The organism is Streptomyces spongiicola (genome assembly GCF_003122365.1).
Classification (GTDB): Bacteria; Actinomycetota; Actinomycetes; order Streptomycetales; family Streptomycetaceae; genus Streptomyces; species Streptomyces spongiicola.
On the sequence record NZ_CP029254.1, the window covers coordinates 602,376 to 619,703 of the forward strand.

A 17,328-nucleotide genomic window follows, 5' to 3' on the forward strand; every position below is an offset into this window, starting at 1 on the left:
GCGCGATGTACCGTGCGACACTACGGCAACCCCCCGCACCGCGACACAGGCGCCCCGGCCACTCTCGCCGGGTGTTCACCCCGCGTCCACAGTCGGCATGCGGGCGTCCGGATCGCCCGGCGCACCGCCGGATTCCCGCATACTGGTTGGCATTTGCCCGAGCAGTCTCACGAGGCGGCCGACCATGCCTTTCACACTCAGCCACGCGGCGGCGGTACTGCCCTGCATCCGCAGGGACGGCACGGCGCGGGGGCCGCTGGTGGCCTCGGCGCTCGTCGCGGGCTCGTTCGCACCCGACGCGACCTACTTCACGGCCGGTGTGCTGCCCGGTGCGATGCGGTTCGGCGAAGTGACGCATGGCCCGCTGGGGGTGCTGACGGTCGACGTCGCCGTCGCGGCGGGGCTGGTGGGGCTCTGGCTGATGGTGCGTGAACCGCTGCTGGCCCTGCTCCCGCGGCGCCTTCAGGCACGCGCCCACGCCGTCGCGCGGGGCGGCGCCCGGCACGACCGGAGCCGGGCGGCACTGGCGCTGTGGTTCTGCGTCTCGGCGGCGATCGGTGCGGCGACGCATGTGGTCTGGGACGCGTTCACCCACCTCGACCGCTGGGGCACGCGGGCGCTGCCGGTGCTCGCGGAATCCGTTGCCGGAATCCCCCTCTACACGTACACGCAGTACGGGAGTTCGATCCTGGCGCTGGTGGCGCTGGGCTGGTTCACCCGGTCCGCGTGGCAGCACGCTCCGGGGAGCGCCGGCCCGGTGCCCGTGCCGTCGGTCGGCCGGCGGGGGCGGTGGGCCGCGGTGGTCCTGCTGACGCTGTGCGTACTGGCGTCGACGGTGCATCGCTGTGTGCGCTTCTACCACTACCGGGGCGGGATCGACACGCCCCTCGACATCGTTCCGACCGTGTGCTTCGGGGTGGGGGCCGGGCTCGCGGTGGGCGTGGTGCTGTACGGCGCGGCGGTCCGGGTGCGGTCGCGGCGGAGCACGGGCCCGGACACGGCGCCCCCGCCGGAGCGGGCGGGTGTGTCCTGACGGCCCCGGCCAACGGAGAGCCGGTCGAGTCCGGGCCGGTGCGGGCTCACGCCTACCGGACGCCGCATCGGGCACGAGCCCCAGCCCCGCAACGCCCCCGCGAGAGGGCCGGACCGGCCGAGGTCCCGGCCGGCGCCGGAACGCCCGCACCGGACGCCGCGTCAGGCACCCGCCGTCACCCGCGGCACCCGCGTCACCCACGGCACCCGCAACGCACGCGGCACCGCACGGAAACGCCGGCCCGGCGAAGGCCGCGCGGGATCAGCCGCCCATGGCGGCAGCGGCCCCCCGCAGCGCCCGCGCGGGAACGCCGGCCCGGAAGACGCGACGCCGGGCGGCTCACGCCCCGGTTCGCAGTCGCCGGACGAAGGGGCGACGCCGCGCACGCACGCCGGGTCCACCGCACCCCGGGCGCACAGCACGCCGGGCCCACCGCGCGGCGCCGCACGATCACTCGGCGCGCCCCGTGCCCGTCCGCGGCGCCCGCCCCGGTGGTGTCCCGCGGCCCCGCCCCGGTGGTGTCAGTGGGCGGCGGACTCCCAGTCCGGGCCGACGCCGACCGAGACGTCCAGCGGTGCGCGCAGCTCCGCCGCCGCGGACATCTCACGGCGGACGAGTTCCTCGACCCGCTCCCGCTCGCCCGGGGCGATCTCCAGGACGATCTCGTCGTGGACCTGGAGCAGCATCCGGGAGGTGAGCCCCGCCGCCCGCAGCCCCTCGTCGACCCGCAGCATCGCCATCTTGACGATGTCCGCCGCCGTGCCCTGGATCGGCGCGTTCAGCGCCATGCGCTCGGCCGCCTCGCGGCGCTGGCGGTTGTCGCTGTTGAGGTCCGGGAGGTACCGCCGGCGGCCGGACATCGTCGCCGTGTACCCCGTGGCCCGCGCCTCGTCCACGACACGGCGCAGATAGTCGCGGACCCCGCCGAACCGCTCGAAGTAGGTGTCCATCAGGGTCCGTGCCTCGGCCGCCTCGATGTTCAGCTGCTGGCTGAGGCCGAACGCGGAGAGGCCGTAGGCCAGTCCGTACGACATCGCCTTGGTCTTGCGGCGCATCTCCGCGTCGACCTCGGACCGGTCCACGCCGAAGACCTGGGAGGCCACCGTCGTGTGCAGGTCCTCGCCCGAGGTGAACGCCTCGATCAGGCCCTCGTCCTCCGAGAGGTGGGCCATGACGCGCAGCTCGATCTGGCTGTAGTCGGCGGTCATCAGCGACTCGAAGCCCTCGCCGACGACGAAGCCGCGGCGGATCGCCCGGCCCTCGTCCGTGCGCACCGGCACGTTCTGCAGGTTCGGGTCGGTGGAGGAGAGCCGTCCGGTCGCGGCCACCGTCTGGCTGAAGGTGGTGTGGATCCGGCCGTCCGCGGCGATGGTCTTGATCAGGCCCTCGACGGTGGAGCGCAGCCGGGCCTGCTCGCGGTGGCGCAGCATGATGACCGGCAGCTCGTGGTCGGTCTGGCCGGAGAGCCAGGCCAGCGCGTCGGCGTCGGTGGTGTAGCCGGTCTTGGTCTTCTTGGTCTTGGGGAGGTTCAGCTCCCCGAAGAAGACCTCCTGGAGCTGCTTGGGCGAGCCGAGGTTGAACTCGTGGCCCACCGAGGCGTGCGCCTCCTTGACGGCCTGCTGCACCGCCCCGGCGAACTGCTGCTCCATGGCCTCCAGATGGGCCCGGTCGGCGCGGATGCCGTGCCGCTCCATCCTCGCCAGGAGCAGCGACGTGGGCAGTTCCATGCCGTGCAGCAGCTCGCCGGCGCCGACCTCCTCGAGCTTCCCGCCGAAGGCCTCGCCCAGGTCGAGGACCGCACGGGCCTGCGCCATCAGGGCGTCGGCCTCGGCCTGCTCGTCCTCGGTGCCGAAGGCCAGCTGCCCGTCGGCGGCGGCCGGGGCCAGCTCGCGATGCAGGTACTCCACGGAGAGGGCGTCCAGCGCGAAGGACCGGCGGCCGGGCTTGACCAGGTAGGCGGCGAGGGCGGTGTCCATGGCGATGCCCCGCAGGTCCCATCCGTACTCGGGGAGGACCCTCAGCGCCTCCTTCGCGCTGTGCACGACCTTCGGCCGGTCCGGGTCGGCGAGCCAGGCGGCGAGGGCCCGCTCGTCGGCCTCGTCGAGCCGGGTCGTGTCGAACCAGGCCGCCTCTCCCCCGGCGGCCGCGAGCGCGATCTCGCTGACGCTGCCGACGCCCAGCGCCCAGGCGGCGACCGAGGCGACACCGAGGGGCTGTCCGCCGTGCCGCTCCAGCCAGGGCGCCAGCTCGCCGGGGCCGAGCACACTGCCGTCCAGCTCCACGCCGGCGGCCGGGGCCGGGACGTCGTCCTCGGCGGCGCCCGGGTCGACGGCGAGCAGCCGCTCGCGCAGGCTCGGGTTGCGGATCTCCAGGACCTCCAGGAAGCCCTTCAGCGCGGTCCGGTCGTACGGCGCGCGCCCGAGGTCGGCGACGGACTTCGGCAGCTCCACGTCACGGACCAGTTCCGTCAGGTGACGGTTGAGCCTGACGGCCTCCAGATGGTCGCGGAGCGCCTGGCCGACCTTGCCCTTGACCTCGTCGGCGCGCCCGACCAGCTCCGCGAACGAGCCGAACTGGCTGATCCACTTGGTGGCGGTCTTCTCGCCGACGCCGGGGATGCCCGGGAGGTTGTCGGACGGGTCGCCGCGCAGGGCGGCGAAGTCCGGGTACTGGGAGGGGGTCAGCCCGTACTTCTCCTGGACCTTCTCCGGGGTGAAGCGGGTCAGCTCGCTGACGCCCTTGGTCGGGTAGAGCACCGTGACGTGGTCGGAGACCAGCTGGAAGGAGTCCCGGTCGCCGGTGACGATCAGCACCTCGAAGCCCGCGGCCTCGGCCTGGGTGGCCAGGGTCGCGATGATGTCGTCGGCCTCGAAGCCGTCCACCGCGAACCGCACCGCGTTCATCGTGTCGAGCAGCTCGCCGATCAGCTCGACCTGGCCCTTGAACTCGTCCGGGGTCGAGGAGCGGTTGGCCTTGTACTCGGGGAAGTCCCGGGACCGCCAGGTCTTCCGGGAGACGTCGAAGGCCACGGCGAAGTGCGTGGGCGCCTCGTCGCGGAGCGTGTTCGCCAGCATCGACGCGAAGCCGTAGACCGCGTTGGTCGTCTGGCCGCTCGCGGTGGTGAAGTTCTCCGCGGGCAGGGCGAAGAACGCCCGGTACGCCAGCGAGTGCCCGTCCATGAGGAGCAGGCGCGGACGGGTTTCCTCATGGGTCTTCTTCGACGCTGTCTCAGCCACGCCCCCGATCCTGCCACGGCCCACCGACAGTGCCGCCCGTGCCCGCCCCCGGACGGGCACGGGCCGACGGCCGCCCGCCCGGGACCGGCGCCTCGTGACAGGATCGAAGGGTCACGTCACGTCCTCCCCCGACCGTCCGCGCCCGAAGGAGAACACGATGGCCACCAAGCCGCCCGAAGGCGACCCGGTGCAGGACGCGCCCCGGGTCGACGCCCCCCGGCACAGCGCGGCCGGCCTTCCCGCGATCGGGCACACACTCAGGATCGCGCAGCAGCAGATGGGGGTGGCGCGCACCGCCCGCACCCTGCTCAAGGTCAACCAGAAGGACGGCTTCGACTGCCCCGGCTGCGCCTGGCCCGAGGGCGAGCGCCGCCATGTGGCGGAGTTCTGCGAGAACGGCGCGAAGGCGGTGGCCGAGGAGGCGACGCTGCGCCGGGTCACACCGGAGTTCTTCGCCGCGCACCCGGTGTCCGACCTGGCCTCCCGCAGCGGGTACTGGCTGGGCCAGCAGGGCCGGATCACCCGGCCCGTGTACCTCGCGGAGGGCGCGGACCACTACGAGCCGGTGACCTGGGAGCGGGCCTTCGAGATCATCGCCGGGGAGCTGCGGGCGCTGGACTCCCCCGACGAGGCCGTCTTCTACACCTCGGGCCGCACCGGCAACGAGGCCGCCTTCCTGCTGCAGCTCTTCGCCCGCGAGTTCGGCACCAACAACCTGCCGGACTGCTCCAACATGTGCCACGAGTCCTCCGGCTCGGCGCTGACCGAGACGCTGGGCGAGGGCAAGGGCAGCGTCCTGCTGGAGGACCTGCACCGGGCCGACCTGATCATCATCGCCGGGCAGAACCCGGGCACCAACCATCCGCGGATGCTGTCCGCGCTGGAGGAGGCCAAGCGGTCCGGAACGAGGATCATTTCGGTGAACCCGCTGCCCGAGGCCGGACTGGAGCGGTTCAAGAACCCGCAGACCCCCCGGGGCCTGATCAAGGGCGTCCCGCTCACCGACCTCTTCCTCCAGATCCGCATAGGCGGCGACCAGGCCCTGTTCCGGCTGCTCGGCAAGCTGGTCCTCCAGGCGCCGGACGGGGTCGACGAGGCGTTCGTACGGCAGTACACGCACGGCTACGAGGAGTTCGCCGCCGCCGCGCGCGCCGCGGACTGGGACGAGACGCTCGCCGCGACCGGCCTGGACCGCGCGGACGTCGAGCGCGCGGCGCGCATGGTGCTCGCCTCCGAGCGGACGATCGTCTGCTGGGCGATGGGGCTGACCCAGCACAAGCACGCCGTCGCCACCATCCGCGAGGTCGTCAACCTGCTGCTGCTCCGCGGCTGCGTCGGCCGTCCCGGCGCCGGGGTGTGCCCGGTGCGCGGCCACTCCAACGTCCAGGGCGACCGCACGATGGGGATCTTCGAGCGCCCCTCGGAGGGCTTCCTGGACGCCCTTGAGCAGGAGTTCGGCTTCGCCCCGCCGCGGCACCACGGCCTCGACACCGTGCGGGCCATCCGGGCGCTGCGGGACGGCGAGGCGAAGGTGTTCTTCGCCATGGGCGGCAACTTCGTCAGCGCCACGCCCGACACCGGGGTCACGGAGGCGGCGATGCGCCGGGCCCGGCTCACGGTGCACGTGTCGACGAAGCTCAACCGCTCGCACGCGGTGACCGGGAAGCGGGCGCTGATCCTGCCCACGCTCGGCCGGAGCGACCGGGACGAGCAGCGGGGCGGCCGGCAGTTCGTGACGGTCGAGGACTCCATGGGCATGGTGCACGCGTCCCGCGGCAACCTGCCGCCGGCGAGCGGGCACCTGCTGTCCGAGCCCGCGATCGTGGCGCGGCTGGCCCGCGCGGTGCTCGGCCCGACCTCCAGGACCCCCTGGGAGGAGTTCGAGAGCGACTACGCCGCCATCCGGGACCGGATCTCCCGGGTCGTGCCCGGGTTCGAGGACTTCAACACGAGAATCGCCCGCCCCGGCGGTTTCACCCTCCCGCACGCCCCGCGCGACGAGCGCCGCTTCCCCACGGCGACGGGCCGGGCGAACTTCACCGCGGCGCCGGTGGAGTACCCGAAGGTCCCCGAGGGCCGGCTGCTGCTGCAGACGCTGCGCTCCCACGACCAGTACAACACCACGGTCTACGGACTCGACGACCGCTACCGGGGCGTCCGGGGCGGCCGCCGCGTCGTCCTGGTCAACCCGGAGGACGCGGCGGCGCTGGGGCTCGCGGACGGCGCGTACGCCGATCTCGTCGGCGAGTGGACGGACGGCGTGGAGCGGCGGGCGCCCGGCTTCCGCGTGGTGCACTACCCGACCGCGCGGGGCTGCGCCGCCGCGTACTACCCGGAGACCAACGTGCTGGTGCCGCTGGACGCCACCGCGGACACCAGCAACACCCCCGCCAGCAAGTCCGTCATCGTACGTCTGGAACAATCACCGACCGACTGAGCGTCCGCTCAGGCGGCGGAGTGCCCCCGCACACCGCAGACGCACGACGATCGGAGCCGGCCCATGGGTGAGCAGACGACGGTGAAGTTCCCGCAGGAGGTCGTCGACGAGTACGCCGCACTCGGCGTCGACCTGCCCGCGCTGTTCTCGGCGGGGACGCTCGGCAACCGGATGGGCGTGCGGATCGTCGAGGCCTCGGCGGAGCGCGTCGTGGGCACGATGCCGGTCGAGGGCAACACCCAGCCGTACGGGCTGCTGCACGGCGGGGCGTCGGCGGTGCTGGCCGAGACGCTCGGCTCGGTCGGCTCCATGCTGCACGGCGGCAGTTCGAGGATCGCCGTCGGTGTGGACCTCAACTGCACACACCACCGGGGGGTGCGCTCCGGACAGGTGACGGGCGTGGCCTCGCCCGTGCACCGGGGCCGCTCCACCGCCACCTACGAGATCGTGATCACCGACGAGCAGGACCGGCGGGTCTGCACGGCCCGGCTGACCTGCCTGCTCAGGGACGTCCGCCCCCAGGACGCCGGCCACGTCCCGGGGACGGCGGGCTGACGCGCGGCCGCCGCGCTACCCGGCGACCGGCAGGGTGACGCTGCTGACCCCGGCCCGGACGGCCAGCTCCGTCCCGGCCGGGTGGCGCAGGGTGTGGTCGTGGTCGGTGGAGATCAGCACCACGCCCAGCCGGTGGCCCTTCTCGAAGACGTGGTCCTGGGGCTGCATCGCCCACTCCAGCCGGTACTCGCGGCCCTCGACGACCCTGCTCTGCCGCTCCACCGAGTGCCGGTTGCGGATGTCCAGCCAGCCACGCGAGACGATCTTGAAGTCGGCGGTCTCGGTGCGGTGCCGGGTGCGGTAGGCGCATCCGGTGTCCCCGGGGACGCCCTCGCCGTAGCAGACCTGCCGGCTGATGTCCGTGACCGTGCCGGCCGTCGCCCGGGTGTCGGTCCCGTAGTCGACCAGCAGCGCGGTCACATACGGTGACGAGCCGTCGAGCGAGGCCCGTACCGACAGCTCCGGCACGCCGTTGACCCTGAGGTCGGCCGGCAGCGGGCCGGTGGTGTACGCGAGCCGGTCCGGCCGGGCGGTGCCCGGGTCCGCGACGAGGTCCTCGGCGGGTACGGTGCGGCCCCGGTCGGTCGCCGTCTGCCGCACGGGCCTCCCGGGCAGCGGGCCGAGCCCGCCCTCGTTCAGCCACAGCCGGACGTCGCGGGTGCCGCGGGCGGGCCAGTCGGACTGCCGCCGCCAGCTGAAGTCCGACTGCTCGACCTCGACGGGCGGTTCGGCGAGCGCGCCGTTGTCCAGCCCGTACAGCCAGTGGTCGAACCAGAGGTGCAGCCGGTCGAGCCACTCCTCCATGCGCAGCGGCATCGGGTTGACGTGGCCGGCCTGATGGAGCCACAGCTTCCGCGGGACGCCGTGCTTCTTCAGCGCCTCCCACAGCTGCCCGAAGTGCCCCGTCCGCACGTTCCAGTCGTTGCCGCCGTGGACCAGGAACACGCCCGCCTTGATCCGCCCGGCGTCGCGGAGGTAGTCCCGCTCCTGCCAGAAGGGGGTGAAGTCGCCCGTCACCCGGTCCTGTTCGCGGGTGAGCCGGTCGATGACGGGCCGGCAGACCTCCCGGTCGGCGCGGGTGTGCACGTACTCGGCCAGGACGTCGGCGTCCTCGCCCTGGTAGCCGCCGGGCGCCACCACACCGCCGCCCGCGCGGTAGTAGTCGTACCACGACGAGATCCCGGAGATCGGCACGATCGCCTTGAGCCCCTCGACGCCCGTCGTGGCGACGGCCGTCGGCAGGGTGCCGTTGTACGAGATGCCCATCATCGCCGTGTCGCCCGTCGACCAGGCCGCGCCCACCGGCCTGCCCTGCGGATCCCAGCCGCGGGCGCGGCCGTTCAGCCAGTCGACCGCGGCCTTCGCGCCGAGGGTCTCGTTGCGGCCGCCGGAGGTCGGGCAGCCCGTCGAACCGCCGGTGCCGAGACTGTCGACCTGGGCGACCGCGTAGCCGCGCGGGAGGAAGTAGTTGTCCGTGTAGCCGGGCCAGGGCACCGAGCCGGCCGCCTGCCCGGCGGCCGGCTGCCGCTGGTGCGCGGCCGGCCGCCCCTCGTACGGGGTCACCAGACCGGGGACCCGATCGCCGCGCGGCGGCCGGACCCCCGACGGCAGCCCGTCCACCTCCACGTCCACGTCGTGGTACCGGACGTCGTTGCCCCCCGCCCAGTAGGGGCTGGCCTCGACGATGGTGGCGACCTTCAGCCCCGCGTCGGTCTCCCGGGGGCGCAGAATCCGCATCCGCACGGTGTCCGGCCGGCCGTCGCCGTCGCTGTCCGCCTCGGTCTCGACGTCGACCTGCTGGTGCACCGCGTCGGCGCGGGAGAAGACCGGCTGGGTCCGGTCGTCCACGACGCTCAGCGCCGGCGCCGGGTCGTCCGCCCGCGCCACCGGTGCGGGCAACGCCGACAGCAGCGACACGGCCAGCAGGGCGGTGCCCCAGCCGTACGCCGTGCCGGGACTCTTGGCGCGGGCCCGTCCGGTGCGCGCACGCGCCGTTCCGGAGCCGCCTGTTCGGTCGGATCTCGCCATTCGTGCCCTCCAGGGACGGGGTCGTTGACGATCTGGGGACGGTCGCGCGATGGCACGGACACATTCCACCCTGTGCGCACCCGCGGCACCAGACTCAACACCCCTGCCGCCCGCACCCGTTGCCTCCCCCGGACCGGTTCGCGGCGCCCCGTACCGCCGTTCGGGTGGCGGTGCGCCGGCCCCGTTCGGGTGGCGGTGCGCCGGCCGGACCGGGCCGACGCACCGCCACCCGCGGCCCGCCCGGGCCGGGGCGGGGTGCCGCGGCCGGACACCCGCGGCGGTGTGCGCACTCGGCGGACTCCGTACACGGGGGTGTGCGCACGCGGCGGACTCCGTACACGGCGGTGTGCGCCCGGCCGGCGGGCCTTCGGCGGCGCACGGGCCGCGGGGCCGCGCCGCGGGAATCCGGACGGGGCGCCGCGGGGCGGGCCGTCGGGCCGTCGGGCCGTCGGGCCGTGCCAACCGGACCCGCGCCGGCCGTGCGGAGCACGAAGTGGCGGCATCGCCGGACCATCCCGTTTACGGCCGGAAAAGGCGAGTTGTGCGCACACGGCTCATCGCCGCCTCGCACGACCGTGAAAAGAGGGTCACGAAATGCCGGATTCCCATTCCCGAAGTAGCGCTCCGTAATGGGCATCCAAAACGAGACAGGAGCGCACCCTCCGGGGCACCGCACACCGGACCCGGCCCGGCCGGGAACGACTACGGGGAGCAACCACCACCGCTGTCATGACCAAAAGGCCGGACAGTCATGCACTCCACGCCGCAAATCAACTCGGGATAACAAGAGCGTCACAGCCTCAGTCAGACCAGTGCTTTGTTTCCATTTAGGCCCTTAGAGTCACCGCCAGTCACCGCGCCACCGGATTCCTTGCCAGTAAGGCTCCAGCGCTCGACTCGGCGCTCCATGGAGGAGCAGCCGTGCCAGGTGAAAGGACCAGATTCGTGCGTCAACGTTCGCTCATAGCCATGACCGCTGCTCTTGCCGCGGGGGCACTCACCCTCACCGCCTGTGGCTCGCGCGACGACAAGGGCGGAGACTCGGCGGCCGGTGGCGACACCACCGTGGTCATCGGTGTCGACGCGCCGCTGACCGGCGACCTCTCCGCGCTGGGTCTCGGCATCAAGAACTCCGTGGACCTCGCCGCCAAGCAGGCCAACGAGAAGAAGCACGTCAAGGGCGTCACCTTCAAGATCGAGGCTCTCGACGACCAGGCCCAGCCGTCGTCGGGCCAGCAGAACGCCACCAAGCTCGTCGCCGACAAGGACGTCCTCGGCGTGGTCGGCCCGCTCAACTCCTCCGTCGCGGAGTCGATGCAGAAGGTCTTCGACGACGCCAAGCTCGTCCAGGTCTCCCCGGCCAACACCAACCCGGCGCTGACCCAGGGACCGAACTGGAACACCGGGGACAAGAACCGCCCCTACAAGGCGTACTTCCGCACCGCCACCACGGACGCCATCCAGGGCCCGTTCGCGGCGCAGTACATCGTCAACAAGGCCAAGAAGACCAAGGCCTTCATCATCGACGACAAGAAGACCTACGGAGCGGGCCTCGCCGCGACCTTCAAGGCCGAGTTCGAGAAGCTCGGCGGCAAGGTCGTCGGCACCGACCACGTCAACCCCGAGGCGAAGGACTTCAGCGCCGTCGCCACCAAGGTCAAGAACTCCGGCGCGGACGTCGTCTACTACGGCGGCGAGTACCCGGCCGGCGGCCCGCTCAGCAAGCAGATCAAGGACGCGGGCGCCAAGGTCGTCATCGCGGGCGGCGACGCCCTCTACAGCGGCGAGTACATCAAGCTCGCGGGCGCCGGCTCCGCAGGCGACATCGCCACCTCCGTCGGCGCGCCCATCGAGGAGCTCGACTCCGCCAAGGAGTTTCTGGCCAACTACAAGAACGCCAACTACAAGGAGGCGTACGAGGCCTACGGCGGCTACGCCTACGACTCCACCTGGGCGATCATCGAAGCGATCAAGAAGGTCGTCGAGGACAACGACGGCAAGCTCCCGGAGGACGCCCGCGCCAAGGTCGTCGAGGCCATGCAGAGCGTCTCCTTCGACGGTGTGACCGGCAAGGTCTCGTTCGACGAGTTCGGCGACACGACCAACAAGCAGCTCACCGTCTACACGGTCGAGGGCGGCAAGCACAAGCCCGTCGAGTCCGGCACGTTCACCGGCTGACCCAGCACATCCCACTCCGCACACCCCTGGCCGCGCGGGGCGCTGCACCCAGCGCCCCGCGCGGCCTCACACCCGTCCACAGTCTCGGAGGACAATGCGGTGAACGAACTGCCGCAGCAGCTGGTCAACGGCCTGCTCCTAGGATCCATGTACGGGCTGGTCGCCATTGGCTACACGATGGTCTACGGCATCGTCCAGCTCATCAACTTCGCCCACGGCGAGATCTTCATGACCGGGGGCTTCGGCGCCCTCAGCGTCTGGCTGATCCTGCCCGGTGGCACCACCATGTGGGTGGCCCTGCCACTCATGATCATCGGCGCCGTACTCGTCGCCACCACCGTCGCCATCGGCGCCGAGCGCTTCGCCTACCGGCCCCTCCGCGGCGGCCCCCGGCTGGCCCCCCTGATCACCGCGATCGGGCTCTCCCTGGCCCTCCAGCAGGCCGTCTGGGCCTGGTACCCGGAAGCCAAGTCCGCGCGTACCTTCCCCCAGCTGTCCGGCGGCCCCTTCCACATCGGCAACGTCACCATCCAGACCGGCGACGTCTTCCTGCTGATCGCCGCCCCCGTCTGCATGGCCGTCCTGGCCTACTTCGTGAACCGCACCCGCACCGGCCGCGGCATGCAGGCCACCGCCCAGGACCCCGACACCGCCAAGCTCATGGGCGTCAACACCGACCGCATCATCGTGATCGCCTTCGCCCTCGGCGCCGTGTTCGCCGCGGTCGGAGCCGTCGCCTACGGCCTCAAGTACGGCATCGTCGACTACAAGATGGGCTTCCTCCTCGGACTCAAGGCCTTCACCGCCGCCGTCCTCGGCGGCATCGGCAACATCTACGGCGCCATGATCGGCGGCCTGGTGCTCGGCATCGCCGAGACCATGGCCACCGCCTACATCAACCACATCCCCGGCATGCAGCAGCTCGGCGGCCAGTCCTGGGCCGACGTCTGGGCCTTCGTACTCCTCATCCTCGTGCTCCTCTTCCGGCCCCAGGGTCTTCTGGGCGAGCGCGTCGCGGACAGGGCGTGAGCACCATGACCACACAGACCAGCACCACCGCCCCCGCCGACACCCGCCCGCTGCCCGAGCGCACCGCCCTCGTCCCGCTGCCCGAGCGCACCGCCCGCGCACTCGCCACCGCCGGCGGCGCCCTGACGGTACTCAGCGCCTTCCTCGCCTGGACGTGGACGGCCGCCTTCCCCGGAGACCTCACGGTCTACGGCTACCCCGGCGGGCTCCAGTGGCAGGTACTCGTGGCCGGTGCCCTCACCACCCTGTTCGCCCTGGCGTCATACGGAGTCAAGGGCACCCGCTGGCTCGCGCCCGCCGGTACCGACGCCGCCCTCCGGCTCTCCGCCCTCGCGGCCTTCGGCACCGCCTGGTACACCATGGCCGCCATCAGCATCCAGCTCGGCGGACCGATCAACCTCGAACCCGGCGGCGCCGTCGCCGGCGTGGCCACCCTCATCGCGCTGGTGGGCGCGTTCGCCCTGCCCTTCGAGCGGCCCGACCTGCACCCCGCCGACCCCGAGGACACCGGCTGGGACCGCTTCACCCACCACCTGGGCAACGGATGGAGCGTCTTCCGGGCCACCCTCTCCGCCGGGGCCCCGAGCCCCCTGCGCCCCCTGCCGTCGCACCTCGAGATCCTGATCATCACCGGGGTCCTCGCCCTCGCCCTCGGCGTCTTCACCTACGGCATCGGCACCGAGTACGACGAACTCTTCATCGGGTTCCTGATCACCGCCGGCTTCGGGTTCGCCGCCCTCACCAAGGCGGGGCTGATCGCGCGCGCGACCCAGCTCACCGGCAAGCACCAGAACCTCACCATCGCCGGGGCGTTCATCGCGGCGGCCCTCTTCCCCTTCACCCAGAGCGACGACCAGTTCGCCACCATCGGCGTCTACATCCTGATCTTCGCCACCGTCGCCCTCGGGCTGAACATCGTGGTCGGCCTGGCCGGTCTCCTCGACCTCGGCTACGTCGCGTTCCTCGGCGTCGGCGCCTACGCCGCCGCCCTCGTGTCCGGAGCCCCGACGTCGCCGTTCGGCGTCCACTTCCCGTTCTGGGCCGCCATCCTCGTCGGCGCCGGCGCCTCCCTCGTCTTCGGCGTCCTCATCGGCGCCCCGACACTGCGGCTGCGCGGCGACTACCTCGCCATCGTCACCCTCGGCTTCGGCGAGATCTTCCGCATCACCGTGATGAACACCGACGGCACCTCCGGGCCCGACATCACCAACGGCTCCAACGGCATCGCGTCCATCCCGAACCTCAACATCCTCGGGTTCGACTTCGGCGCCGAGCACACCATCGCCGGATTCACCATCGGACGGTTCGCCAACTACTTCTTCCTGATGCTCCTGATCATGGCCGTGGTCGTCCTCGTCTTCCGGCGCAGCGGCGACTCCCGCATCGGCCGGGCCTGGGTCGCCATCCGCGAGGACGAGACCGCGGCACTCGCCATGGGCATCAACGGCTTCCGCGTCAAACTGATCGCCTTCGCCCTCGGAGCCTCGCTCGCCGGTCTCGCCGGCACCGTACAGGCACACGTCACCTACACCGTGACGCCCGAGCAGTACCTCTTCGCCTGGCCCGTCCCGCCGAACTCGGCGTTCCTGCTGGCCGCCGTCGTCCTCGGCGGCATGGGCACCATGGCCGGCCCGCTCGTGGGCGCCGCCCTGCTCTACCTCATCCCCAACAAACTCCAGTTCCTCGGCGACTACCAGCTGCTCGCCTTCGGAGTCGCGCTCATCCTGCTGATGCGCTTCCGCCCCGAGGGCCTCATCCCCAACCGCCGCCGTCAGCTCGAGTTCCACGAGAACGAGGAAGCGCCCGCCACCCTCACCAAGGCAGGTGCCTGAACATGACCACCGACACGACCACCAGGGCGACCGCGTCCGCTCCCGCGGGTGAGACGGTCCTCGACGCCCGGGGCGTCACCATGCGGTTCGGCGGCCTCACGGCCGTGCGCTCCGTCGACCTCACCGTCAAGAGCGGCGAGATCGTCGGTCTCATCGGCCCCAACGGAGCCGGCAAGACCACGTTCTTCAACTGCCTCACCGGCCTCTACATCCCCACCGAGGGCGAGGTCCGGTACAAGGGCACCATCCTGCCGCCGAAGTCCTTCAAGGTCACCGCGGCGGGTATCGCCCGCACCTTCCAGAACATCCGCCTCTTCAGCAACATGACGGTGCTGGAGAACGTCCTGGTCGGCCGGCACACCCGGACCAAGGAGGGCCTCTGGTCCGCCCTGCTCCGCGGCCCCGGCTTCCACCGGGCCGAAGCCGCCTCCCGCAAGAGGGCCATGGAACTCCTCGAGTTCGTCGGCCTCGCGGGCAAGGCCGACCACCTCGCCCGCAACCTGCCCTACGGTGAGCAGCGCAAGCTGGAGATCGCCCGGGCACTCGCGAGCGAACCCGGACTGCTCCTCCTCGACGAGCCCACCGCCGGCATGAACCCGCAGGAGACCCGGGCCACCGAGGAACTCGTCTTCGCCATCCGCGACATGGGCATCGCCGTCCTCGTCATCGAGCACGACATGCGCTTCATCATGAACCTCTGCGACCGGGTCGCCGTGCTCGTCCAGGGCGAGAAGCTCGTCGAGGGCGACAGCCAGACCGTGCAGAGCGACGAGCGCGTCATCGCCGCCTACCTGGGCGAACCCTTCGAGGGCGCGCCCGGCGCGGAGGAGGCCGAGGAGGTCGCACGGGCCGAGGCCGCCGCCGAATCCACCACGGCGGAGCCGGAGGCCGGCCGTGCCGGGGCGGAGCCGGAGCCGCAACCCGCCGACCGGACCGAGACGTCCGCGGACGGCGACCCGGACGCAGCCCCGGACGCAGCCCCGGACGGGCAGACGGACGGGCAGACGGACGGACCGACGGACGGACGATCGGACAAGGCCACCGGCGTGCCCGCCGACCAGGCCCGAGCCGCCGACCGTGCCGAAGCCGCCGACGGCACAGAGGACACCGACGGGGACAGCGACGGCGGCAGCGGCGGGGACAGCGACGGCGGCAGCCACGGCGGGCCCGGCGACGAGGCGGCCGCACCCCGCGCCGACGCTCCGGAAGCCACCGGCGACGGCGGTACCGGCACCGCCTCCGGCACCCGCAAGGAGAACGACTGATGACCGCACTTCTCGAGGTCGAGGACCTGCGCATCGCCTACGGCAAGATCGAGGCCGTCAAGGGCATCTCGTTCAAGGTCGAAGCGGGCGAGGTCGTCACCCTCATCGGCACCAACGGCGCCGGCAAGACCACCACCCTGCGCACCATCTCCGGGCTCCTCAAGCCCGTCGGCGGACAGATCAAGTTCAACGGCAGGTCGCTGCGCAAGGTCCCCGCCCACCAGATCGTCTCGCTCGGGCTCGCCCACTCCCCCGAGGGCCGGCACATCTTCCCGCGCATGACGATCGAGGACAACCTCCTCCTCGGCGCCTTCCTCCGCAACGACAGGGAGGGCATCGCCAAGGACGTCCAGCGCGCCTACGACCTCTTCCCCATCCTGGGCGAACGCAGAAAGCAGGCGGCCGGCACGCTCTCCGGCGGTGAGCAGCAGATGCTCGCCATGGGCCGGGCCCTGATGTCCCAGCCCAAGCTGCTCATGCTCGACGAGCCCTCCATGGGCCTCTCACCGATCATGATGCAGAAGATCATGGCCACCATCGCCGAACTCAAGGCCCAGGGCACCACCATCCTGCTCGTCGAGCAGAACGCCCAGGCCGCGCTCTCCCTGGCCGACCACGGCCATGTCATGGAGATCGGCAAGGTCGTCCTGTCCGGCAGCGGACAGGACCTGCTCCACGACGAGTCCGTCCGCAAGGCCTACCTCGGCGAGGACTGACCCGCACCGGGAACACCGGAGGCCCGCACCCCCGGGGGGGTGCGGGCCTCCTCCGTTCACCGCCCCGGCCGCGAGCGACCGGAGGCCGCGGGCGGGCGCCCCGACAGCCCCGACAGCCCCGACGGACTACTGCCCGTCCTGGCCCCTGGCGGCCTTCTTCTCCTCGGCGTCCGCGATGACCGCCTCCGCGACCTGCTGCATCGACAGCCGGCGATCCATCGACGTCTTCTGGATCCACCGGAACGCGGCCGGCTCGGTCAGCCCGTACTGCGTCTGCAGCACGCTCTTCGCCCGGTCCACCAGCTTCCGCGTCTCCAGCCGCTGGGCGAGATCCGCGACCTCCTTCTCCAGCGCACGCAGCTCGGCGAACCGCGACACCGCCATCTCGATGGCCGGCACCACGTCGCTCTTGCTGAACGGCTTCACCAGGTACGCCATCGCGCCGGCGTCCCGCGCGCGCTCGACGAGATCGCGCTGGGAGAACGCGGTCAGCATCAGGACCGGCGCGATGGACTCCTCCGCGATCTTCTCGGCCGCGGAAATCCCGTCGAGCACCGGCATCTTCACGTCGAGGATCACCAGATCCGGCCGCTGCTCGCGGGCCAGCTCGACGGCCCGCTGCCCGTCCCCGGCCTCGCCGACGACCGTATAGCCCTCTTCCTCGAGCATCTCCTTCAGGTCGAGGCGGATCAGGGCCTCGTCCTCTGCGATGACGACACGGGTCGTCATGGGCGGGACGTGCGAAGCGTTGCCGTCGTCGGCGACGGGCTGGGGCGACTCGGGGGCGGTCACGGGAGCTCCTCGGTGCGGGGCCGGTGCTGCACGGGAAAGCCTACCTAGCTGAGACCTCCGCCCTTCACCCGGTACACTCCCAGCAGCGGCCTCGCCGGGTTGGCGGAAGTGGCAGACGCTGATGTCTCAAACACATCTGCCCGAAAGGGCGTGCGGGTTCGAGTCCCGCACCCGGCACGACAAGCGGATGCTCACGTTCTCGTGAACATCCGCCTTTCGTCACCCAT

At 72.0% G+C, this 17,328-nt stretch carries 11 protein-coding genes and 1 tRNA gene; 9 read left to right on the forward strand and 3 right to left on the reverse strand.

Annotated elements, in window-relative coordinates; all coding sequences use genetic code 11:
* Nucleotides 1-184: 184 nt before the first annotated feature.
* A complete protein-coding gene (locus DDQ41_RS02555) occupies nucleotides 185-1,033 on the forward strand; it encodes a DUF4184 family protein (RefSeq protein ID WP_109292995.1) in 849 nt (282 codons plus the stop codon).
* 521 nt (nucleotides 1,034-1,554) lie between these two features.
* On the opposite strand, the gene polA is transcribed toward DDQ41_RS02555, so the two are convergent.
* Complete coding sequence (gene polA / locus DDQ41_RS02560) at nucleotides 1,555-4,212, reverse strand: DNA polymerase I (RefSeq protein WP_109292996.1); 2,658 nt, start codon at nucleotides 4,210-4,212, stop codon at nucleotides 1,555-1,557.
* Nucleotides 4,213-4,426: 214 nt separating this feature from the next.
* Here polA and DDQ41_RS02565 point away from each other — a divergent pair, with 214 nt between their 5' ends.
* Together DDQ41_RS02565 and DDQ41_RS02570 are read left to right on the forward strand one after the other, a co-directional pair.
* Complete coding sequence (locus DDQ41_RS02565) at nucleotides 4,427-6,706, forward strand: FdhF/YdeP family oxidoreductase (protein ID WP_109292997.1); 2,280 nt, start codon at nucleotides 4,427-4,429, stop codon at nucleotides 6,704-6,706.
* Between the two features lie 63 nt (nucleotides 6,707-6,769).
* Entirely contained in the window at nucleotides 6,770-7,261 is a 492-nt protein-coding gene (locus tag DDQ41_RS02570) for a PaaI family thioesterase (protein WP_109292998.1), read from the forward strand.
* Between the two features lie 15 nt (nucleotides 7,262-7,276).
* On the opposite strand, the gene DDQ41_RS02575 is transcribed toward DDQ41_RS02570, so the two are convergent.
* Nucleotides 7,277-9,289 carry a Xaa-Pro dipeptidyl-peptidase gene (locus tag DDQ41_RS02575; protein WP_174720249.1) on the reverse strand — a complete coding sequence of 671 codons (2,013 nt, stop codon included), beginning with the start codon at nucleotides 9,287-9,289 and terminating at the stop codon, nucleotides 7,277-7,279.
* Nucleotides 9,290-10,234: 945 nt separating this feature from the next.
* On the opposite strand from DDQ41_RS02575, the gene DDQ41_RS02580 reads away from it, so the two are divergent.
* From DDQ41_RS02580 to DDQ41_RS02600, 5 genes are all read left to right on the forward strand, one after another.
* Nucleotides 10,235-11,467, forward strand: coding sequence for a branched-chain amino acid ABC transporter substrate-binding protein (locus tag DDQ41_RS02580; RefSeq protein ID WP_109292999.1), 1,233 nt, complete (start codon nucleotides 10,235-10,237; stop codon nucleotides 11,465-11,467).
* A gap of 99 nt (nucleotides 11,468-11,566) precedes the next feature.
* Complete coding sequence (locus DDQ41_RS02585; protein WP_109293000.1) at nucleotides 11,567-12,496, forward strand: branched-chain amino acid ABC transporter permease; 930 nt, start codon at nucleotides 11,567-11,569, stop codon at nucleotides 12,494-12,496.
* A 5-nt stretch (nucleotides 12,497-12,501) separates the two neighbouring features.
* Nucleotides 12,502-14,328: a branched-chain amino acid ABC transporter permease gene (locus DDQ41_RS02590; protein WP_109297495.1), complete on the forward strand. Its 1,827-nt coding sequence runs from the start codon at nucleotides 12,502-12,504 to the stop codon at nucleotides 14,326-14,328.
* Nucleotides 14,329-14,330: 2 nt separating this feature from the next.
* Nucleotides 14,331-15,593 carry an ABC transporter ATP-binding protein gene (locus DDQ41_RS02595; protein WP_109293001.1) on the forward strand — a complete coding sequence of 421 codons (1,263 nt, stop codon included), beginning with the start codon at nucleotides 14,331-14,333 and terminating at the stop codon, nucleotides 15,591-15,593.
* Nucleotides 15,593-16,309, forward strand: coding sequence for an ABC transporter ATP-binding protein (locus DDQ41_RS02600; protein WP_109293002.1), 717 nt, complete (start codon nucleotides 15,593-15,595; stop codon nucleotides 16,307-16,309). The genes DDQ41_RS02595 and DDQ41_RS02600 overlap by 1 nt, the downstream gene beginning before the upstream one ends.
* Before the next feature lie 126 nt (nucleotides 16,310-16,435).
* Here the strand turns inward: DDQ41_RS02600 and DDQ41_RS02605 are convergent, their stop codons facing one another.
* Complete coding sequence (locus tag DDQ41_RS02605; RefSeq protein WP_109293003.1) at nucleotides 16,436-17,101, reverse strand: ANTAR domain-containing response regulator; 666 nt, start codon at nucleotides 17,099-17,101, stop codon at nucleotides 16,436-16,438.
* Nucleotides 17,102-17,194: 93 nt separating this feature from the next.
* Here DDQ41_RS02605 and DDQ41_RS02610 point away from each other — a divergent pair.
* Nucleotides 17,195-17,278 (forward strand) — tRNA-Leu (locus tag DDQ41_RS02610).
* Nucleotides 17,279-17,328: the final 50 nt, after the last annotated feature.